We start from the raw sequence: 22,300 nt of genomic DNA on the forward strand, positions 1-22,300 counted from the left end.
GGCGCCCAATCGGACGTCCATTTTTCGTTGCATCAACATTATTGTCGAAATAACTTACATCTAGAATTAACCCTGAAGTAGCATCTCCATTAACCTGAAACCTTCCTTCAACTCAAGGCTGGTAGCTTTTGCAGAATCCTCGTCGTACCCAGCTACAGCGGGGTTCTCCTGATTTTCGCCACTATACAGGACAAACGGCACAGGATCGGAGGTATGGGTCATCCTGGCAACCGGTGTGGGATGGTCCGGGGTGCAGAGGACCCGGTAGCTGTCGAATTTTTTTACACCCTCTAGAATTGGCCCGACGATCTGGGCATCGAAATCCTCAATCGCTTTCATCTTGTGCTCAAGGTTACCGGAATGAGAGGCCTCATCCGGGGCTTCAACGTGGAGATAAACAAAATCGTGGCGCTCAAGGGCATCAAGGGCAGCCTCGGCCTTACCCCGGTAATTGGTGTCAATGTAGCCGGTGGCGCCAGGCACCTTGATAATCTCCAGACCGGCGCAGACCCCGATCCCCCGGATCAGGTCAACAGCCGATATTACCGCGCCGGTAAGCCCGAATTTCTGGCGGAACGGTACCATGGTGGGCCTTTTACCCTGCCCCCACAACCAGATTGAGTTTGCCGGGACTTTGCCGGCATCAACCCTTTTCCGGTACTGGGGATGGTTGAAAAAAACCATCTGCGAGGTGTTCATCAGTTCGATCAACCGCTTGGCCCCTTCCCCCTGCGGCAGATGCGGGAGAATATCCTTGCCGGTAATGTCATGGGGAGGAACCGTGATTAAATCGACTTTGCCGCCGCGCCAGACAAGGAGATGCCGGTAGCCGACACCAGGATGAAACTGGAATTCATCTCCGGCAGTTTCTGCCTTTAGCGCCTCAATCAACTCTCCGCCTTCTTCGGTAGAGATATGCCCGGCAGAGTAGTCCTGCATGATCATGCGATTGCCGCGAGGCGACAGGTTGACCAGGTTGACCCGGAACGCCACATCGTCAGGGGCCAGTTCAACCCCCATGCTGGCTGCTTCCAAAGGGGATCTACCGGAATAACAGGTCTGGGGGTTATAGCCAAAAACCGAGAGATTGGCCACGTCACTCCCGGGAGAAAACCCGGGTGGTACGGTGCGGGCAGTACCAAGCTTCCCTCTGCGGGCCATGAAATCCATATTAGGGGTATTGGCAGCCTGCAAAGGGGTCTTGTTGCCAAGCTGAGGAAGCTTTTCGTCGGACATGCCGTCGCCGAGTAACACTATATGTTTCATGGGTTCTTGTCCTTATAGAGAAATTAGTTCAGAGGATACTGCAAAAAACTTAAAAAGTGAACCCCCGGTTGAGAGGTCACCCTCTTGGGTGATGCTCTGCATGCAGCCGCTTCAACCGTTCACGGGTAATGTGCGTGTAAATCTGCGTAGTGGAGAGGTCTGCATGGCCGAGCATCAGTTGCACGCTCCTCAAATCTGCACCGTTTTCCAATAGGTGCGTGGCAAATGAATGCCTTAAGGTATGGGGCGAAATACTCTTGTGGATGCCGGCCTCGATCGCCCGCTTTTTTATCAGGTTCCAGAACGCCTGACGGCTCATCCGGCCACCCAGCCTAGTGATAAACAGATACTGCGAGTCGCTGCTGCTAGCCAGAGATGTCCGGCAAGAAGCGAAATACAGCTCAATGCTCTTCCGGGCAGAATCCCCCATGGGAACTACTCGCTCCTTGCTCCCTTTACCCATGGTCATCAGATAACCAGCCTGAAGATTCAGGTTTTGCAGCTTGAGGGCAACCAGCTCGGAAACCCTTAACCCTGTTGCATAGAGCAGCTCCAGCATTGCCCTGTCGCGAAGATCAATTACCGAATCGGTCTTCGGCGCAGCCAGCAACGCTTCGACCTCGCGCATGGAGAGCACCTCTGGAAGCAGGCGGAGCGTCTTCGGGGCCTCGATAAGAGCAGCAGGGTTTACCTTGGCATACCCCTCGATCATAAGGAACTTATGAAACATCCTGACCGCCGAAAGAACGCGAGCCCTGCTCCGGGGGGCCAGCCCGGATGATTTGAGTTGTGCGAGAAACCCGGATACTTGCTGAGGCCTTATGTCGGCAGGTTCATTAATGCCGTTGCCAATAGCAAGAAAGTCGATATAGCCGCCAATGTCATGACTGTACGCCTCAAGGGTATTGCGGGACAGCCCCTTTTCCACAGATAGATACCCTAGAAACAGGTCGAGGTACTGGTTCATTACTGATCGATCGCCTTGAGCAAACGCTCTCTCATTTCCTCAATCTTCCGCTCACTCGTCACTTTGTGGCCGAAGATGTCCTTTACATAAAACACATCAAGAACCTGGTCAACCTTGGTGGATATTTTCGATATCCCGATATACAGCCCGAGCTCTGTCAGGGTGCTGGTAATGCTGTAAAGCAGTCCAACCTTGTCATGGGTGTAAATATCAATGACCGTATAGTCGGCAGACACTTCATTGTCGATCTCCACCCGAGTAGGAAAGCGCGGCTTTTGTTTTTCCGACAACTGTTTTACGCGTTGACGCTTCTCCACCATTTTGCGGACATTGACATGTCCCTCCAGCACCTGCTGCAGGTCTTCCCTGACACGGTTCCACCGGGTTTCTTCGGTAATTACGAATCCCTGGGGCGCATTGACCTGAAGGACATCCAACGCCTTGCCATTAGTGCTTGTGTGAATCTGCGCCCCCAGAATATTCATGCCATTGGCCGCCATGACCCCGGTTATCATCGAGAAAAGACCGGGAACATCGAGGGTGCAGACGGTGAAATTGGAGAATCCACCCTCCTGGTCATGGTCTACATTGGTTACGATCCCCTTACCTTCAAGGGCAAGCAGCACCTTGACATGGTTGGCCAGCGTCTTTGGCGAATTTGCCAGGAGATGCCTGGTTGCCATGGCATTAAGCTCTTCCCTGACAGCCGCCTGGGGATGATCGTCGCCAAGAAGCTCAATGACCTGGCGCTTCACCTTCTTGACCCGCTCGCTGCTCGCTTCGAGCCTGAAGTCTCCTCGCTCAAGAACCTGGAAAGCCTTTTCATAAAGCTCCTGGGTGAGTCGCGCCTTCCATTCGGTCCAAACATCGGGACCAACAGCCTTGATATCCGCGTAGGTCAGGAGATACAGCATCTTCAGGTTTTCGCTGGTCCCCATCTGGCGGGCAAACTGGACAACCATCTTCTCATCGTTCAGATCCCTTCGCTGCGATATATGCGCAAACAGGATATGCTGCAGGACAAGGAACTCCAACCGTTCACTGTCTTCCTTGGAAAGCCCCAGGCGTCGGGCTATGGTGGGAACCATTTCGGCACCGCGCTCGGCATGCCGTCCACCTTCTCCTTTGCCGATATCATGGAGCAGGATGGCCAGCATCAACAGCTCACGCTTGTCGATATCCCTGGCAACACTGGTCAGCAGGGGCAGATCCTCGGCATGCTCACCTTTCCAGAGCCGGATGATCTCTTCCACAGCAAACAACGAATGGATATCGACGGTATAGATGTGGTAGAGGTCATGCTGGACCTTGCAATATATCCGCTCGAACTCAGGAATGAAGCGGTTGAGGAACTGCAGATGGTGCATCAGCTGCAACGTCTCCGCGACCCCTTTTTCACTCCGCAGTATTTTGAAGAACGAGGCGTTTACCTCCCGGTTGCGGCGAAACTTGTCATTGACCAGGTCAAGGTTCTGCCTGATAAGCGACTTTACCTTGAGGCTCAGGCTAACCCCCTGCTTCTGGGCATACTCAAAAAGCTTCATGAGCCGGGCCGGATCTTTGCTGATGATCGCTTCATCAGGTACGACCAATTCCCCTTTGAGAACGTAAAACCCTTCACCGATCGGCCGCCGGATGAAGTAGCCCAGGAGTTTCAGTGGGCCGACATCCTTGATGACGCACTTTGAGACCATCAGGGAGGAAAAATGCTCGACGCGGGTGCCGTGCAGATAGTAGTCGCGCATGAACTCCTCGACCGCCAGCACTCTCCCGGCATCACGATACCCGAGAAATTCGGCAACCTGCATTTGTGCTTCAAATGTCAGCTGGTCATTCTTGCGGCCTGCCAAGTAATGAAGTTCGTTTCTGATTTGCCAGAGATAGGCAAGAGACTGATAATACCCGTGCAGCTCCTCTTCCGAAAGGATCCCTTTGACGATCAGCTCTTTCGGGCTGCTGACCTTATACTTGATCTTTGCCACCCAGATTGCCGAGTGCAGGTCCCTGAGACCGCCCTCGCCTTCCTTGAGGTTCGGTTCCAGGATATAGACCGACGAGCCGTATTTCTCCCGCCGTTTCCGCATTTCGGCCAGTTTTTCCTTTATGAAGGAGTCGCTGGCCTTTGCTACGATTTGCGAGTGAAGCACCTTCAGATATTCCTTGAAGAGCACTCTGCCGCCGACTAGATAACGGCTGTCAAGCAGCGCGGTCTTGACCGTCACATCGCTTGCCGCCATCTCTACGCAGTCTGGAATGGTCCTGACCGAATAGCCGACATCCAGCCGCATGTCCCAGAGGAAGTAGAGCAGTTTCTGGGCGATATCCTCGATCCGTTGCGGGTCCTTTCCCATATAGAGAAACATCAGGTCTATGTCGGAAAACGGGTTCAGTTCAGCCCGGCCATAGCCGCCGACTGCGACCAGCGTGAGCTGTTCGTCCCGTCGCTTTACCGGAGGCAGATCGGCAATGATGGATTTGAACAGCTTGACAATGAGAGTGTCAGTCATCCTGGTAATGGCGGCGACCGCTTCATCTCCGGGAGCACCGGCGCGATGCAGTTTCTTAATCGCTTCCCGGTAATGGGCGAGGAAATGCTTGCTGGCAGCCAGATAAAGCGGCCGCTTCTCCTCGAAGGAGGCACGGCCCGAATCACCCGAATGATGGGCCTCATCAGGGAAATACCTGTTAATATCGAATTCCATAAGCCCTCGTGTTATTTCAAGCCGGAAATGTAAGCCCTGACCCCATCCGCAATCCCGTCGGCAGTAGTTTCCTGGTAATGGCTGTCTTTAAGACGCTGCTCTTCCTTTTCATTGCTCAGAAAGGCGGTTTCAACAAGGATGCTCGGCATGCTGGCGCCAACCAGCACATAAAACGGTCCCTGCTTTACCCCCAGCGACTTTACCGGCCAACGGGCATCAACCTTTTTGTGAAGCTCCTTCTGGACCACCTCGGCAAGATGCGCTGAGTCATTGATCTTGTAATTGGCCATCAGGTCGAACAGCACAGCCTGGAGCATGCTTACCTTTTCCAGAGAGGTGCCGTTCTCCTTGGCCGCGAGCTGAGCAGCCTTTTCCGTCTTGGCCAGGCTCAGGTAATAGGTCTCGATGCCGGATGCCGACCTGTTGGGAGCGGCATTGGCATGAATCGAAATAAACAGGTCGGCGCCAACCTGGTTGGCGATGGCGGTCCGTTCCTGGAGCTCCAGAAAGACATCGGTCGTTCGAGTCATGACCACATCGAGCCCGATCTCGTCACGCAGCTTTTTTGCCAGCTTCAGGCCGATCGCCAGCACCACATCCTTTTCCCGCGTGCCGTCTGCTCCCAGAGCTCCGGGATCATGACCACCATGACCCGGATCGACCACAACGCGCCTTATCCGGGAAATTCCGGGGTGCAGGGGCTTCTTGTGCGGCTTTTCAGCCGGCTGGTCGATAATAGCTGCTGATGCCGGAGTAACCGGCTCGATAACCTGCTTCAGGGATGAAATCTCGGTCTTGCGATCCCCCCTGATATCGATCATGATCCGGAACGGATCGGAAAAGGTAAATATTTTGTAGTCCTTGATGCTTTCCAGATCCAGCACCACCCGCACCGTCTCCGGGCGGTACTGCGCGATGCGGGCGGTCTTTAGAAGGCCGTCGGCAACCGGGAGATCCTTAACATCAGAGTTCAGCTTGGCGCCGTTTATGTCCAGGTAGAGCCGACCAGGGAGTTTGGCCTCCTGATCCTGACCGATGCGGTGGTACTCAAAAGCCGCTTCCCGGTCAAGAGAGATGGCAATCCGCGTATAATCGGGGTTGGACCAGGACCGCAACTCCTTAACGCTAGCCATCGGTTTTGCCTCAGACGGCTTCACCACCTGAACCAGTTGCTGTTCACTCTTTGCTTTTGCCTTGGCATCAGTTTTCCGGGAAGAACCTTTTTTCCCTTTTTTCTTTGAGGCCGTCGCCTTTGCCGGTTTTCCAGAAGCGGCTTTCTTGGCAGTGGTTTTCTTGGTTTTAGCGCTGCCGCCTTCCTCTGCCGCCATGGCACTGCCAAGCATCAGCATCACCCCAAGAAAGGCCATCAATAATACCCGTACTATCCAGCATCTATACATCATACCATCCTTTGTAGTTCGCCTGAATCTTTAATGTTTTCATAACAATCTGCATTCATAGCATGTTTCATTTTGGCAGAAATAAGACAATTGCGTCTCAGCCAAAATCACAACAATTCCCGCTTGATACAGAGCCTTACGCTCTATACTACTTAAATCAATTGCTTTGATTGATGTCCTTGACAGCACAAATTCCAACATGATACTTTAGTTTTATTAAATCCAGAATCAGAGATAACTATCTTACCCATGTCCCGTTTAATCAAGACCTTATCCATTCTTGTCTCATTATCGTTCCTGTCAGGTTGCATTTCCCTGAGTAATGGGCCGAGACAGCAAGTTACTATAACTTCTGACCCTCCTGGGGCTTTGGCAGAAATACATAGTGAAAAATGTATAACTCCATGCACAATATTTCTCAAAAGAAGCAGCAATAGTACCACACTGTATTTGACTCCGGTTGGGCAACCGACATACTCACACACAGTAATACCCGAAATGAAAGACAAGTGGTGGCATGAACCAGTTGCACTACTAGAGGGCTACACAATTATTCTCGCACTTATCGAATTATCGCTTAATGATTTTTTGTATAACTGGCCCGCGGATATTAATGTGACCTATATGCCCGCAGCAAATACGAGTAACTTACTTACAGCTAAAGCTAAAATTTAATATTAATTTTTACAGTTCGGGGCATTAATGCGGTAACATCTCCCATGCCTTTGGCCTCTTTTTTGTCCTGCGTTTATACCATTATTCAGACCAATCTTTGCAACTCATCTATTAAATTCAGCGCCTCAAGCGGAGTAAGCCTGGCCACTTCAACGCTCTTCAAGCGATTGCGCAGATCATCGTCAGGCGGTGTAAAGAGGGAAAGTTGAGAGGAGTCAACGTCGATCCGGCGGCCTTTCTTGCCAGAAATTCTCGGCTCCCCGCCTTCCGTGAACTCGCCATGCTCCAGGTTCTTCAGGATCTCCCGTGCCCGCAGCACGACTTCCTGCGGCAGTCCGGCCAACCGCGCCACCTGGATGCCGTATGAATGAGAGGCCCCACCAGGAACGATCTGCCGCAGAAAGATGATCTGGTCATTCCATTCCCTGACGGCAATATTGAAGTTCTTTATCCCTTTCCGGGTAACGGACAGCTCGGTTAGTTCGTGGTAATGGGTGGCAAACAGGGTCCTGGCGGCATGATCCCGCGCGTCGTGCAGGAACTCCGCCACTGCCCAGGCAATGGAAACCCCATCGAAAGTCGAGGTGCCCCTGCCGATTTCGTCCAAAAGTACCAGGCTACTCGGGGTGGCATACTGCAGAATCGAGGCGGTCTCTGCCATTTCCACCATAAAGGTGGACTGTCCCTTCGACAGGTTGTCGGAAGCGCCGATTCGGGTAAATATCCGGTCGGCAATGCCGATGCGCGCCTTTGACGCCGGCACGAAGCTGCCGATCTGCGCCATCAGCACTATCAGGGCCACCTGCCGCATATATGTGGATTTACCGGCCATGTTCGGCCCGGTAATCATCAGGAGCTGGTTTTCGTTGTTGTCCAGCACAGTGTCATTCGGGACAAACCGTTCCGACACATGCATCGCCTCGACAACCGGGTGCCTGCCATCAATTATCTCGATAAGGTCGCCGGTGTCTATTTCCGGCCGACAATAATTCAAGCCGTGCGCCAATGAGGCAAGCGAGGCCAGCACGTCCAGAGTGGCGACACTCTCAGCAGTCCGGGCGATGCGCCCGGTTTGGCCGGCTACCTGGACCCGAATCTCCTGGAAAAGTGAGTATTCGAGTTCGGCGATCCGCTCCTCGGCACCCATGACCTTTTCTTCGTACTCTTTCAACTCCGGGGTGATAAAACGCTCGGCATTCACCAGGGTCTGCTTGCGGATATAGTCGTCCGGGATTCCGGCCAGGTTTGCCTTGGTAATTTCGATGTAATATCCAAACACCTTGTTATAGCGGATTTTCAGGGACGAAATCCCGGTTCGCCCCTTTTCCCTGGCCTCCAGCTGGGCGATGAAACCTTTCCCCTCCCTGCTTATTACCCTCAGTTCATCCAGTTCGGCATTGAACCCAGTGGCTATTATCCCGCCATCTCGCAGCAGAAACGGTGGATTTTCCACAATCCCCTGAGATATCAGCTCAACGACATCATGCAGCGGGTCGATGGCAGCGATGGTATCCTGCAGCAAAAGCGCTTGAAGTGGCTGGACGCACGACAACAACTTGGGCAACCTTGCCAGGGATTCCTTGAGGGCAACCAGATCCTTGGCCGAGGCCGAAGCGAGGCTGATTCGTCCGTTGAGCCGCTCGAGGTCTGCCACGCCATCCAGCAGCGCTACCAGTTCGTCACGGAGCAGTTGAGACGTGATCAGCTCCTCAATAGACTCATAGCGTTCTTTTATTTTATCAACTGATACCAGCGGATAATTGACCCATTGCTTGAGCTTTCTCCCCCCCATGGCTGTTACGGTTTTGTCCATCAACCAAAGCAGGGAGCCCTTTCTCTTCCCCTCCTGGATGGTGGCAGTCAGTTCAAGATTCCTGCGGGACATGTCATCAAGAACCAGGTGACTATTGACCATGTAGGAAACCACAGGACGCAAGTGAGCAGCAACGCCGCCAATCTGGGTTTCGCGGAGATAGTGAAGCAAAGCGCCGGCAGCCAGAGCCCCGCCTGACATCTCTTTACCGTCCGGAGCCGGTGGCAATGGCGCAGCAAAGACCGTCTGATGCAGTCTCTGGGCATAGTCGAGCTCAAAGACCCACTCGTCGATAAACGATACCGTCCGCTCGCTCAAAGGTCCATCCAGTGCCGACAGACCATCTCCATCCTTCAAAGAGGCAGGGAGCAGTACCTCGCGGGGATTAACACAGTAAAATTCGGAAATGAGGGCATTGATATCCGGGAAATCTGCCGCCTTGAATTCGCCGGTCGATATGTCAAGGCAGGCAAACCCCCAAATACCGCTCTTTGCAGGGACAATTGCGGCCAGATAGTTATTTTCGTTGGGCTTGAGCGACTCGGCATCGACAACGAGACCAGGCGTTACAACCTTGACCACTTCCCGTTTGACTATCCCTTTGACGCTCTTCGGGTCCTCCACCTGCTCGCAGATAGCAACCTTTTCTCCGGCCTCGACAAGCTTGGCAATATATGGCGCTGCCGAATGAAAAGGGATCCCGCAGAGCGGTACATCTCGACCGTCGCTGCTCTTGCCTCGCGAGGTTAGCGTAATATCCAGGATTTTAGAGGCCTTTACGGCATCATCCAGGAACATCTCGTAGAAATCGCCAAGGCGAAAAAATAGTATCGCATCCGGATATGAAGACTTGATCTCCAGATACTGTCTCATCATTGGCGTATGTTCGGTTTGCTGGGTCATAGGGGGTGTCTGAATGGAATGGTGAGCAATCCTAACAAAATCGAGGATTACTGTAAAACAAAACCTGAAGCCGGATGCAGAAGATTATTACGTGCGCGTCCGGAATCCCTAAAAAAACTCTCAATTTCGCACAATTGTGTTCGGGAAACGTTACTGGCGGGTCTTGGCAACAGAGAAAACCACGTTTCTGCCGCTTGCCTTGCCACGATACATGGCCTGGTCGGCAAGCTCGATCAACTGCATCTTGGATTTGGTGTCTTCAGGGTAACAGGCATAGCCAAGACTGGCGGTAATATGAATTTTCATGCCGTCACTGGCAAGAAAACGGTGACGCTCGATCGATCTCCGGATCCTCTCGGCAACGCCGGCAGCGGTCTCAAGACCGGTTTCCACAAGCAAAATGGTGTACTCATCACCGCCATAACGGATGACGGTATCAATCTCTCGAACCGAATTTTTAAGAAGTTTGCCGACTTCTTTCAATAACTTGCTGCCGACCAGATGACCATGGGTGTCGTTAATATCCTTGAACTGGTCGATATCAAGGAAGATGACCGAAAGGTTTGTGCCGTAGCGTTCAGCCCTTTTCACCTCACGCTCCATGGCAACTTCCAGATAGCGATAATTAAAGAGCCCGGTCAATTCATCAATGTTTACCAGGTTCCGTGCAGACACATATCTTGCAGCATTCTCATAGGCCAGCGATGACTGATCAAGGAGAAACGAAAGGTTTTTCTGGTTTATCGAGTTGTCCAGCCGCTTCCCTTCCTCGTTAAACATCATTATTACGCCCTGCACCACAGAATTAATCCGTACTAGCAGGATCAGCAGATCGTGCAGGTCGTGAATCTCGCCAAGATCCGGCTCGGCATCCATACAACCAGGCAAAAAGATCTGATTCACAGATTGTTCATCAGCTGGCTTGAACCGGCCGAACATTAATTCTCCCAGACGGGCGGCAGCCTCCTCGTTGAATCCTCTCAGTTCCCTGATTGCAAAAAGCGCCTCTTCTGAGAAATAGCCGATGCAACGATTCGTCCCAACCTCCTTGGCAAGGGAGTCGACAACCAGGGTGTAGAGACGGTCCAGTTCCAGGCAGTTTGCGATCGCCTGACTGACCTGATAGAGGTTGACCAGTTCCCGCAACTCCAGGTTCTCGTCTAGCAACCGCCTCTGCTTGATACACAGAGAGACCGCATGCTTGAATTCATCATGGTTGATCGGTTTTACCAGGTAGTCACGGGCACCATGCTTGAGTGCATAGATTGCCGTCTCCATGTTTGCATGGCCGGTAACAATGATGACTTCTATTGCCGTATCGAGCTGTTTGATCTTTTCCAGGACATCCAATCCACTGGCATCCTGCAACACCAGATCGATAACAGCGACATGAAATTGCTTAAGGCTCAACAAATCAAAGGCATCATCAGCTGATGACGCAGTATCGACTTCATAACCTTCATCTTTCAAAAGGTCTGAATAGATCTCGCGGAAAAACAGATCGTCTTCCACTATCAGGATGCGTTCCATCAAGCCCTCATATCGCTAAAAAATGCGCAAACAGCTGTCCTCTTACATTATCGGTCAAATTCAATAAGTGTCAATCCGAACAGGAGGATATTTCCGTGAGTTATAGCTGCCGGTCAACGGGTTTACCGTGAGCTCAAGGCTGCCGTCAAGATCGGTCCGGTGCACCTGCGACCCTTGTTTTTTGAGATCAGCAACTGTCTCAGAAGCAGGAAGATGAAAATTATTGCCATAACCTGACGAGATGACGGCAAGCTGTGGTGAGGCCGCCTTTAAAAACGGGAGAGAACTTGAATTGCGGCTGCCATGATGAGCTACCTTCAATACGGTGGACTGCAGCTTTTGTCGGCTGGTGAGCAGGTTCGCTTCAGATTCAAGGCCTGCGTCACCGGTCAACAGCAACGAGAAACGGCCAAGAACCAAGCGAAATACTAAGGACTCTTCGTTGACATCCAGGTCATGGTAAGCAATGGCTTTACCGCTAGCGGCGGGTCGAGGTGGGGCAAGTGGCTCTATAATAGCCCCACCAGTGATGAAGGGCGACACGCTGCCATTTATGGTCCTTTTAATCACGCCTCGTGAGTCCAATACCGCTCTTAATTGCAGATATGCCGGAGATTCGTAGGCATAGCCACTTTCCCAGAACTCGCTGACCCTGAAGTTTCTGGCTATGAACAGCAGTCCTTTGATATGGTCCGGATGAGGATGACTGAGGACCATTCTATCAATCCTGTCAACACCTAAGCTCCAGAGTGCAGGAGCAATTAGCCTTTCACCGGCATCAAAACCATCTTCATATAGAGAGCCTCCAGCGTCAACCAGCATGGTGGACCCGTCCGGGAACCTGATAAAGGTGCTGTCACCATGGCCGACGCTTAAAAACATTACCTTAAGCTTGTCTTTATCCGCAGCTGAATCGCCAAATCTCACCCACACGGCCAACGATACGAGCACCAAACAGGCAGTCAACCTGTTTCTTCCGGTCTTAATAAGGGTGAAAACTGCCAGAACGAGTACAGAAATGGCCACTTCCAATGCCGATGGGGTAAACCTTGGAAGTTGCGGAATACGATCGAGCCAGAACATTACCTGATTTGACAATGATACCAGTAGAGCGGCAAAAGCAAGCAGAGGTTGAGAAAATAACGGCATTAGAGGAGCGAGCAACAGTGCTGCGAAACCGGCAACAACAGCGCCGTAGCCGAGGAGCGGTACAGCAACAAAATTGCTCAATAGCCCGATCAACGAGACCCGATGAAAACTGTAGGCAACCGGCAACAGGGTTGCAGCTATTGCTGCAGCTGAGACTGCGCAGAACTGAAAGATCCGGAACCAAATGCCGGTCCGGACTCCGGGGTACCACCCCATCAAAAACGGAGCAATAACCAGGATTCCCCACAAGGCGAGAAATGATAGTTGAAATGAAATATCAAAGAGCGTTTCAGGATTAACAGCCAGAATGACAAGTGCGGCCAGAGCAAGCATATTCACGGAATCGGTCTCACGTTCAAGAAGAAGAGCGAGAAAACAGGCGGAAAACATCAATACTGACCTGACCGTTGCCGGCGCGCAACCAGAAATTAGCAGATAGGAGACAATGAACGGAACTGTTGCCAACATCAATTTCCAACGAATATTGTAGAGCAGCAATCTGTCGCTTTGCCCGGCAATCAGCGCTAGCAACTGATAGATGACAAAGGCCATAATCCCCAGATGAAACCCTGAGATCGAGAGGATATGATTGACACCGGTTCGGGAATATAACTCTTCGATCTCAGTTGATACATATCCCCGTTCTCCAACCAACAACGCTTTAAGCACTCCGGATTCAGGGGGCTGGACTGAAGAGTCGATGAAGCGGCACAGCCAACGCGCAGAGTCATCAATGCTACGTTGAAGCGGAAACCGTGCCTTCTCCTGCAGCAGTTCAAGACCAGCAGCATCAGCAAGATAACCGGTTACAAAGATCTCCTGCAAGGCGAGAAAACGACGGAAATCATACTCGCCCGGTATCCCGTAATTGCGGGGCTCGCGCAATCTCGTTGCCAATTTAATTCTGTCACCGGTCATGACCGACAGATCCCGCCCCACGACTGTTATCATGATACGGCCTGTTGTCTTAACACCATCAACGGACTCAGCTTCAAGAAAAATCCGGGTGGAGCGTTCTTTGAGTTGTGGTCTTTGGCAAATGACACCGACCACGACGACAGGAGACTCGGAAAGCTTTCGCGAGATATGGTCTGCTGGAAATTGCGGTTTGATATGGGGAGTTACCGCTACGCTTCCCCATAACAGCGAAAGCAGGGAGATGCCGATAAACAGAAGGGGTCTACGCCGGAAAAGAATCCCGGCCAGTAGAGATAAAACAGCAGGTAGAATAATCCAGTAGGAAAGCGTGCTGCCCAAATAACTGGTTGCACCGATGCCGAGCATCAGTGCAACCAGGGGTAGGAGCAGAGGCTTCTCCATATTGCTGAATCACAGTGTCACTTACGGCCAGCGAAACTTTTCTGAAATTGGGTAAGGAATCCTTGCATTTCGGCATAGGTCACAGCAGCTCTCGGGTCACCGGTTATGCCAGCCAAACTCATGTATGTCTCAGGTGATGACTTTTTGGCTTGGATTTCCAGGGCATCGATCCCGCCATATGCAGGGATCTTAACTCTAAGATTATGTTTACCGTCCGATAAACGCTGCAAACCCAGGTCAGCCCAATTCAAGGAAGAGGTAGCATCAATTTTTACCGGATTGCCATCAATGGTACCGGTAAACGGTTTCCCCATGCACCTGAGTTTGAGGTCGTAAACTCCGCTCTGAGGCAGGGTAAAGGGGATGTCAAGTTCAGCGCTCATGTTACCTGAACTTACCCAGTGTTTAGCGGAAAACTTGCCGTAATAGCGGATGTCAGATAATTTCAGGGATGTCGGCAACCCCTGCATTTCAGAGACAATGATCGAAATTGGCTTTACTTTATCGTCAGCAGGAAGTTTCTCTTCCAGCCCAAGAAGAGAAGCAGCCACAAATGCCACGGTTCCTTTGGTCAGAGGCTCACTGAATCGCCAGCCATCCAACGGTTCTAATGGCGTAAAATCAGGGGCTTTAAAAACAATGTAGTCAAGCCCACCTTCCGGTGGTAATGTTACTTCAAGTTCCAACTCCCCTGGTTGAAGCGTAATAGAGGCTATTTTTGTCAGGGTAAGCGCGCCACTGGAGTCGGCCTTATACTCCTTATCCCCGATTTTCCAGAGCTGTCCGTCACCTTTGGCCATCGCGCTGACCAGATAATCGCCTGCGAGTGGAATAAACACCTTAAGATTGACTTTAGCCGGGGTGGTCGTTCCTCCCAACCACGCCTCGCCGCTGTAAGCACCGAAAAGTTCATTTTTCCGAACAACTACTTTGTCAGTTTTCGAGTTGTAGCTTTTCTCAGCCTCAAACTTGAAGGTCCTGCGGCCATCAAGCACCTGCAGATAATCCCTGTCCTTCGGCTCCTTTGCGAGCCCGCCACCCCAACCAAAAAACTGTACCAACTCACGTGCAAAATCACCCTGTTTCATAACTTCATTAGGTGATGGCTTGGGGACCGGCACAGCAACTTTATCAGCCTGCTCCTTGGTTGCTTCATTCTTGTCTGCAGCCACGGCCAATGATGATAAAAAGACCACCAGAACAATAATTACGAAACTAAATCGCATATAGAACTCTCCTTATCCCGAAAAAACATGCTGAGCGTTTATATCATACCGTGATGATTGTAGCAATTTGAAGTCAAAAAAAACAGCGACCGCATTGTAGCCGCTGTTAAAAGATCAATTGAAATGATTCAAAAGGATTGGTGCGTTATGAGTCCGGGCTGCCGATTTTATACCGGTCAATCCTGTCTCGCAGAGTGTTACGGCTTATTCCCAGCAGCTTGGCGGCAACGACCTGGTTGTTACTGGTCTTCTGCATCGCCATATGAATAAGTGCTTTTTCAAGCCCCATATTTATATTTTCATAAATTGCGCCTTTGTTCTTGGCACAAAGCCCTTCAAAGACAGGTTCAAGCATGCTCCAGAAAACAGCATAATAGTCTTCACCGACCATATCCAGATCTATTTCCTTCATGCCTGATCGGGCTTCGAGCAAGGCGTCGAAGTCTGTAGGAAGCAGCACATCACCCTTACAGAGCACTGTCGCAGAGTTAATCACATTCTTTAGTTCGCGGATATTGCCTTCCCATGGGTGGCTGAGCAGCATTTCCTGCGCTTCAGGCGCTATTCCCTTAATTTTTTTACCGTATTTATGGGAAAACCTTCGAATAAAAAGATCGATCAAAAGAGGGATATCTTCCATTCTGTCCCGAAGCGCCGGCAGATAAAAGGACACAACCCGCAGTCGATAGAAAAGGTCGAGTCGAAAAGTCTTCTCTTTCACCAGTTGCAACAGTGATTTGTTGGTGGCGGCAATCACCCTCACGTCAACCTTTATCGTCTCATTGCCTCCAACCCGCTCAAATTCCTGGTTTTCAAGCACCCTGAGCAGCTTGCCCTGATTCGCCATACTCATTTCGCCGATTTCGTCGAGGAAAATTGTGCCGCCGTTGCATTGCTCGAATTTCCCGATCCGGCGGGTGTGCGCGTCGGTAAAGGCACCTTTTTCATGACCAAAAAGTTCACTCTCCAGAAGTGTTTCAGGCAAGGCAGCACAGTTTACAGCAAGAAACGGCCGATTTTTCCGTTTGGAGTAATTATAGACAGCGCGGGCCAGCAGTTCCTTACCAGTGCCGCTTTCTCCCTGGATCAGAGCGGTAGCATCGGAATCTGCCACCTTGCCGACCATCTTCCAAATCTCTATCATTTCCGGCGCTGATCCAATCATGATATCTTCGTCCAGCGCCTCTTTGTTGACCGGCTCTCTTTCCTTGGTAAAACGGACTTTTCTGTTTAGCAGATTGCACTCCAGTGCTTTCTGCACTGTGGTTTTCATCTTTCTGAAATCAAATGGCTTTGTTACATAATCGTAGGCGCCGTACTTCATCGCCTCAATGGCATTTTGGGTTGTATTATGAGCAGTTGCCATTATTACAGACAACCCCGGATCAATTTTCTTTATCTGCTGCAGCACTTCAAATCCGGATTTATTGGGTAGATTAATATCTATGATGGCAACGCTGGGATGTTCGGTCAGGATACATTTGATTGCCGACTCACTGTCTGTTTCGAGATATATATGAAGATCATCGCTCGCAAGATTGGTTTTAAGCATCTGTAAAATAGCTACATCGTCATCAAGAATAATTACGCCGTGCTTCATTTGTCCCCTCCAATATCATAAATAAATAGTTGTTGCGTATATCGGCTTTGCACTGTTCAACTTTAGGACAAAAAAAAGCTGCCTGAAATATCAGGCAGCCGGGTTAGTCACTGAGCATGAAACGTACTAGAGGTCATCATCTTCCTCACCATATTCATCAACACCATAGGATTCATCATAACCAAGGTCTCCGGCACCTTCAACATCATCGAGTTCCTCGGCAAAGAACTGTTCCGGTGTCCGATCATCACCTTCATGAATAGCCTCAAACTTAGCAAGAATATCCCCTTTGGTGCAATAACGACCGGTCCTGTGGCTGCATACGTCAAGATCACAAATATCGAATAGCTGAATTTCACTGCAAAGTCTCTGCGGTTTTTCCTGCTGATCCATGAACATCTCCATTTAAAATAGAACTATTTGACCTTATTATTCAGAAAATCCTTGGCTTTTTCAACGTCATCACGGCAACCGATATATACTGGAGCCCGGTGATCAAGGCTTTCAGGTTGAATGTCGAGGATATCTATTACCCCATTGCTGGCGGCACCACCAGCCTGCTCAATAAGATACGCCATGGGATTAAGCTCAAAAAGCAGGCGAAGTTTGCCTTTAGGAGATCCTTGAAGAGCTGGGTACATGAATATCCCTTTACCCTTCATTAACACCTGGTTTATATCCGGAACAAACCCACCGGAATACCTGAGTTTGCACCCTTTATCCTCAAGAAACCTGATGAACTTCTCGTTCTCGGGGGTATATTTATTGCGCAATCCACCAGGCGAGTAGATATCACCCGCAGGTTTCATGGTCACATTCTCACGAGTCAGCGTAAACTCCATCAACTGGTTCAGAGTAAACTCGTAAACCCCTTTGCCGACCGAATAAACCAGAGAAACTCTCGGCCCGTAAAGAACATACATTGCAGCAACCTGGTTTCTTCCGGGCTGCAGGAGGTCACTTCCTTTGTAAATTGATACGATGGTCCCGACCGCCAGATTCACGTCTACAAGAGATGAACCATCCAAGGGATCATAAGCCACTGAGTAAAGGCCATCTGCTGCTGCTTGCGCCTGATAGATCTCATCCATCTCCTCAGATGCGATATTGCAGACAACGCCGGTATGGATAAGTCGTTTTTTCAATATCCGGTCAGAAAGAACATCAAGGGCAAGCTGTTCTTCACCATAGAGGTTTGAGGTTCCTGCCACACCAAGGTCACCGGTGCGCACTGCATTAATCACATATTTACAGGCTTCGGCTATCTCGCAAATTACGTGTATAAGATTTTCACAAATATCCTGTTCGCGGAGATGCCTGCGGAGGTCGATCTGAAACTTGGTTTTTCCTGGTTCACTGTACATTTTAAACATCCCTCCAGAAAAGATTGATTCAAAAGAATTGGCAAAGATTAAAACATATCAAGTTGCATGGCAAGTGAAAAGTACCGCCCAAATGCGCCAATATCCGGCACTTCGACCCATTTGCAGAGATAGGACCAGAATCGAATGCTTGACAAAAAATCCTTTTCGGCTTGAAATGGTAAAATTATTTTTGGAGGGTCTCCTTTTTCATGAAAAAAAAGCTGTTAATCATCTTGTCTGCCATAGTAGTGATGGTGGTTATTTGTGTCGTGTTCCTCGGTTTTTATCTTGCTAAAAGTTCAGGTCATGCCACTGAGCAGGAAAACATCAGACTGATCAAAGAAGTCATATCGATTGTAAAGAAAGAGTATGTTGAGGAAGTTGAGACCAAGAAGCTTCTGCAGAGCGCAATTACCGGCATGCTCTCCTCTCTTGACCCTCATAGTGCCTACATGCCCTCCGACTCTTTTAAAGAGATGAAAGTCCAGATGTCGGGATCTTTTGGCGGTATCGGCATAGAAATATCTATTAAAGACAATAAACTAACCATTATAGCCCCAATAGAAGACACCCCGGGCTACAAAGCCGGTCTCAAGGCTAACGATCATATCTGGAAAATTAATGACAAATATACTAAAGGCATGTCAATCAATGACGCCGTAAGCATGATGCGTGGAGAAAAAGGAACAAAAGTTACCCTTACCATACTGAGAGATGGCAATGGCACTCCAGTCACCTACCCTATCATTAGAGATATCATTCAGACAAAAAGCCTTAAATCTCGTTCTATTGATACCGGCATAGGATATATCAGAATTGGCCATTTCCAGGAAACTACCGGGGCTGAGTTTGCAAAATCGCTTAAGACGTTGAAGGAACAGAATGGCGGTGCAATAAAGAGCCTTATCATTGATCTGCGTAATAACCCCGGCGGTCTCCTCAATCAGGCAGTTGAGGTGGCAAACTGCTTTATCGGTGAAGGATTCAGCAACGGTTTGGTCGTTTATACCGAGGGGAGAGAACCGTCCGCAAAGATGAAACTCTCCACTAAGATCGGCGATAAGGAACCGCACTATCCGATCGTGGTTTTGGTGAACGGAGGCAGCGCCAGCGCTTCGGAAATCCTGGCAGGGGCTCTGCAGGATCATAAACGAGCCATTATTCTGGGCACCCAAACATTCGGCAAAGGATCGGTGCAGTCTGTTATGCCACTGCGCGACAATGCCGGACTTAAACTTACCACAGCCAGGTATTTCACCCCGAGTGGGCGATCAATCCAGGCAAAAGGAATAACCCCGGATATCATTGTCAATCGCTTGGCTCCTCAGGGACAGAAACCTTCTCCGGAAAAAGACATAAAAGAGAACGACCTTAAAGGAAGACTCAATCCTTCTACCAATAAAAGTATTGAAGAGAAAAAGGCAGTTCCAGAAAAGCCCGCTGCCATTAAAACCGATGAAGAGCTTAAGAATGACCACCAGCTTGCAAGGGCCGTGGAACTGCTTAAAGGACTGGAAGTTATGAGTAGCAGGGTGACTCCTGCCAAGTAGTGTAGAGGTGGCAAGCAACTCGTCGATAACACGCAGTGAACAAGCCTGTTTAAATTTTGTACTGAATCAAACTGAGCTGACGTTCTCAACATTAGCTCAGTTGACCAATTAGTTCATATCATTCAACAACCTACCGTGACAGTCCCCCACCGACATATTTTGGCATTACTATTGAAAGTACATATATACAAAGAGCACGCTCTCAACAAACTCAATGATCAGCATGCGGCCAGCGGGCTCGCATGATTAATAGGGGAGAGTCCCCTCCTCTCTCCCCTATCTTTTTTGATATCATACGAAGAACCATCATATAATAGCAAAAGGCCGGCAGTGTAACTCCGGCCTTTTGCTATTCTTGCTCAACCCCATCATCTCACCACTTAAATTCAGATATTTCCACAGTTACTTGATAAATAAGAAGCATTGTGAAATAGTGTACTCTTATTAGACTTCAATAGCGGTGAGGGGATCAACTATCCCAATGTATTGCGACTTTTACGGGTTCAAGGAACAACCGTTTGCCATTACACCCAACCCTCGTTTCATCTTCCTGAGCAAGTACCACAGGGAAGCTTTTGCACATCTGCTCTACGGAATCGAAAGCCATGCCGGCTTTATCGAACTTACCGGAGAAGTAGGCTCCGGCAAGACAACGATTCTTCGCTCTCTACTCGGCCAGCTTGATGACTCAAAACACCGTACGGCACTAATTTTTAACCCAAAGCTCTCCGCCGATGAACTACTACGCACAATTAACCGTGAATTTGGCATTCTTGCGACCGGCACCATCGATGAACTGATGCATGCTCTCAACCAGTTCCTGCTCAATGAAAATGCCGCGGCGAGAACTGCTGTGCTCGTCATTGATGAAGCCCAAAATCTAGATCCTGCGGTTCTTGAGCAAATCAGGATGATCTCCAACCTGGAAACAGATACGGATAAACTCATCCAGATAGTACTTGCCGGGCAGCCGGAACTGGTTGACCTGCTGGAAAGCGATCATCTACGGCAACTCAACCAGCGCATCAAGGTCAGATTCCATCTCCCGCCGCTAGACCTCGAAGATATGGCATCATATATAGACCATCGCCTGGAAATTGCCGGGGGCTGGAAAGCCGCCACCTTTGCCCCCATGGCTTTAAAGAAAATTTTCAACTACTCCAACGGGCTGCCGCGTCTTGTTAATGTACTCTGTGACCGGGCTCTATTGATAGGTTTCACTGAAGAATCTCGCGAAATATCGCCCAAAATGATTGATCTTGCCATACGGGAGTTGCGCCGGGAAAACCTGCCTAAATCGTACGTACCTTTGCTCTGGCGTCTTGCTGCCGCAGCAGCCATTACCGTGGCGTTGGTATCAACTGGCTTTATCATCGGCCAATACATTGAATCCAGCAATTCGCAAAGCACTGCTGCCCAAGCCAGTCTATCCGCAGGCTCATCAGCAGCCGCGCCTCAGGTTACGGACGCAATAAAGTCAGACCTTGAGCAAATAAGCGAACTTGATTGTGCGACCCAAGGCTTCAATGAACTGGCAAGGCTTTGGAACATTAAGCCTGTCGTGGAGTACAATGGAAAAACCGTTCATCGCGGCCTGGAACTTGTTGCCGCCAGACGTGGGATGAGACTGCTAAACCTCAAGCAGATGCAAATCAGGGATATTGTCGCAACAAATGCACCTTGCCTGCTGGAACTCAGCATACCTGGCATAAAAGGGACTCGATATATTGCCCTCACACGAATAGGGTCAGGAGAATTTTTTCTACTATCACCCGTTTCAAAAATGACATGGGCGTTGCCTGAAAAAACTTTGGCAACCTACTGGACAGGCACCGCATATCTCCTCTGGCGCAACGTAAACAACCTCCCGGACTCAATCCAACCGGGAACAAGTTCAGTAGAGATTCGCAAACTCCAAACCATGCTTGCCAAGGCAGGCAGCTATTCAGGCAAGCAGAGCGGCACTTTTGACAATGCCACCCAAGAGGCTGTCAGGAAATTCCAGAAAGCCCATTTCATAACTCCGGACGGGGTGCCTGGTCCCAGAACCCTGTTAAACCTCTATCGAGCCTGCGGTGAAACCAAAGGACCAAATCTTAGCAATACTGGGAGAACTTAGGATATGAGCTCAATTCTCAAGGCTCTCCAAAAACTTGAACAGGATAAAGAAACCCGTAAGACTAAAGAACCGGACATCTCAACTGCGATCAAAATGTCCGGTCGGTCAAGAAAAGAGCATGCCAACAGGTGGCTCGTTCCAGCGCTTCTTGCAATGGTTGCAGCTATCTCAATCCTTGTTACCTACTCTGTCATGGGCGGGTTTTCCGCCACCAGACAGACAACCGGCCAACCAAGTCGGCTACAGGCAACTCAACAGGAAGCACAACCCGCTAAATCTCAAACTAGCCCACAAACGCCGGCGACTGAAGTAAGTCCCGCTGTATTGGCACCAAGAATTGGTGTCACAGAACCAACCGCAAAAGTCTTAGAAAACACCTCCAGACCGGCAAAGGCTCCGATATTGCCAGCTCCGTCAGTATCAACGTCGCAACCGGCAAAGCCTCAGGAATCAGTCACTTCTCAGCAACCAGCACCGGTTGCGCAAACAACGGAACCACCTGCAGATAAAGTTGCGCCAAAACCCAGATTGAGAGTCAGCGGCATAGCTTGGCAACAGGACAGCGCTTCCCGCATTGCGGTGATCAACGGCGCCGCAGTTTCAGAGGGAGGAAATGTGGACGGAGCAAAAGTGGAACAGATTTTCCCGGATAAAGTAAGGTTCTCGCAAGGAGGAAAATCCTTCGAAATCTCACTTGATCATGAAGGCCGGTAATA

Annotated in this window: 14 protein-coding genes; 3 read left to right on the plus strand and 11 right to left on the minus strand. The window is 50.0% G+C overall.

Translation table 11 applies throughout. The features are described 5' to 3' along the window. Positions 1 to 66: 66 nt before the first annotated feature. From KI809_RS09110 to KI809_RS09160, 11 genes are all read right to left on the minus strand, one after another. Positions 67 to 1,266, minus strand: coding sequence for a cofactor-independent phosphoglycerate mutase (locus tag KI809_RS09110; RefSeq protein ID WP_214171236.1), 1,200 nt, complete (start codon positions 1,264 to 1,266; stop codon positions 67 to 69). A gap of 76 nt (positions 1,267 to 1,342) precedes the next feature. Next, positions 1,343 to 2,233, minus strand: a complete 891-nt coding sequence (xerD, locus tag KI809_RS09115) for a site-specific tyrosine recombinase XerD (RefSeq protein WP_214171237.1) — start codon at positions 2,231 to 2,233, stop codon at positions 1,343 to 1,345. Further along, positions 2,233 to 4,935 carry a [protein-PII] uridylyltransferase gene (glnD, locus tag KI809_RS09120; RefSeq protein ID WP_214171238.1) on the minus strand — a complete coding sequence of 901 codons (2,703 nt, stop codon included), beginning with the start codon at positions 4,933 to 4,935 and terminating at the stop codon, positions 2,233 to 2,235. The genes xerD and glnD overlap by 1 nt, the downstream gene beginning before the upstream one ends. A gap of 11 nt (positions 4,936 to 4,946) precedes the next feature. Then, positions 4,947 to 6,335, minus strand: a complete 1,389-nt coding sequence (locus KI809_RS09125; protein WP_246559324.1) for an N-acetylmuramoyl-L-alanine amidase — start codon at positions 6,333 to 6,335, stop codon at positions 4,947 to 4,949. 760 nt (positions 6,336 to 7,095) lie between these two features. Beyond that, on the minus strand, positions 7,096 to 9,726 hold the full coding sequence (gene mutS / locus KI809_RS09130; RefSeq protein ID WP_214171239.1) for a DNA mismatch repair protein MutS: 2,631 nt from the start codon (positions 9,724 to 9,726) through the stop codon (positions 7,096 to 7,098). A 150-nt stretch (positions 9,727 to 9,876) separates the two neighbouring features. Next, entirely contained in the window at positions 9,877 to 11,256 is a 1,380-nt protein-coding gene (locus KI809_RS09135) for a GGDEF domain-containing response regulator (RefSeq protein WP_214171240.1), read from the minus strand. 60 nt (positions 11,257 to 11,316) lie between these two features. Further along, a complete protein-coding gene (locus KI809_RS09140) occupies positions 11,317 to 13,725 on the minus strand; it encodes a DNA internalization-related competence protein ComEC/Rec2 (RefSeq protein WP_214171241.1) in 2,409 nt (802 codons plus the stop codon). Between the two features lie 17 nt (positions 13,726 to 13,742). Further along, positions 13,743 to 14,951 carry a hypothetical protein gene (locus tag KI809_RS09145; RefSeq protein WP_214171242.1) on the minus strand — a complete coding sequence of 403 codons (1,209 nt, stop codon included), beginning with the start codon at positions 14,949 to 14,951 and terminating at the stop codon, positions 13,743 to 13,745. 145 nt (positions 14,952 to 15,096) lie between these two features. Beyond that, entirely contained in the window at positions 15,097 to 16,551 is a 1,455-nt protein-coding gene (locus tag KI809_RS09150; RefSeq protein ID WP_214171243.1) for a sigma-54-dependent transcriptional regulator, read from the minus strand. Positions 16,552 to 16,677: 126 nt separating this feature from the next. Then, on the minus strand, positions 16,678 to 16,944 hold the full coding sequence (locus KI809_RS09155; RefSeq protein ID WP_214171244.1) for a hypothetical protein: 267 nt from the start codon (positions 16,942 to 16,944) through the stop codon (positions 16,678 to 16,680). 23 nt (positions 16,945 to 16,967) lie between these two features. Beyond that, positions 16,968 to 17,915 (minus strand): class 1 fructose-bisphosphatase, encoded by a 948-nt coding sequence (locus tag KI809_RS09160; protein ID WP_214171245.1) that lies wholly within the window; start codon positions 17,913 to 17,915, stop codon positions 16,968 to 16,970. A 209-nt stretch (positions 17,916 to 18,124) separates the two neighbouring features. Between KI809_RS09160 and KI809_RS09165 the strand changes: the two genes are divergently transcribed. The 3 genes from KI809_RS09165 (at position 18,125) to KI809_RS09175 (ending at position 22,298) form a co-directional block, all read left to right on the plus strand. Continuing rightward, a complete protein-coding gene (locus tag KI809_RS09165; protein ID WP_214171246.1) occupies positions 18,125 to 19,465 on the plus strand; it encodes a S41 family peptidase in 1,341 nt (446 codons plus the stop codon). 481 nt (positions 19,466 to 19,946) lie between these two features. Then, positions 19,947 to 21,584 carry an ExeA family protein gene (locus KI809_RS09170; protein WP_214171247.1) on the plus strand — a complete coding sequence of 546 codons (1,638 nt, stop codon included), beginning with the start codon at positions 19,947 to 19,949 and terminating at the stop codon, positions 21,582 to 21,584. A 3-nt stretch (positions 21,585 to 21,587) separates the two neighbouring features. Further along, positions 21,588 to 22,298 (plus strand): general secretion pathway protein GspB, encoded by a 711-nt coding sequence (locus tag KI809_RS09175; RefSeq protein ID WP_214171248.1) that lies wholly within the window; start codon positions 21,588 to 21,590, stop codon positions 22,296 to 22,298. Positions 22,299 to 22,300 lie beyond the last annotated feature (2 nt).

This window comes from Geoanaerobacter pelophilus, from assembly GCF_018476885.1.
Taxonomy (GTDB): Bacteria; Desulfobacterota; Desulfuromonadia; order Geobacterales; family DSM-12255; genus Geoanaerobacter; species Geoanaerobacter pelophilus.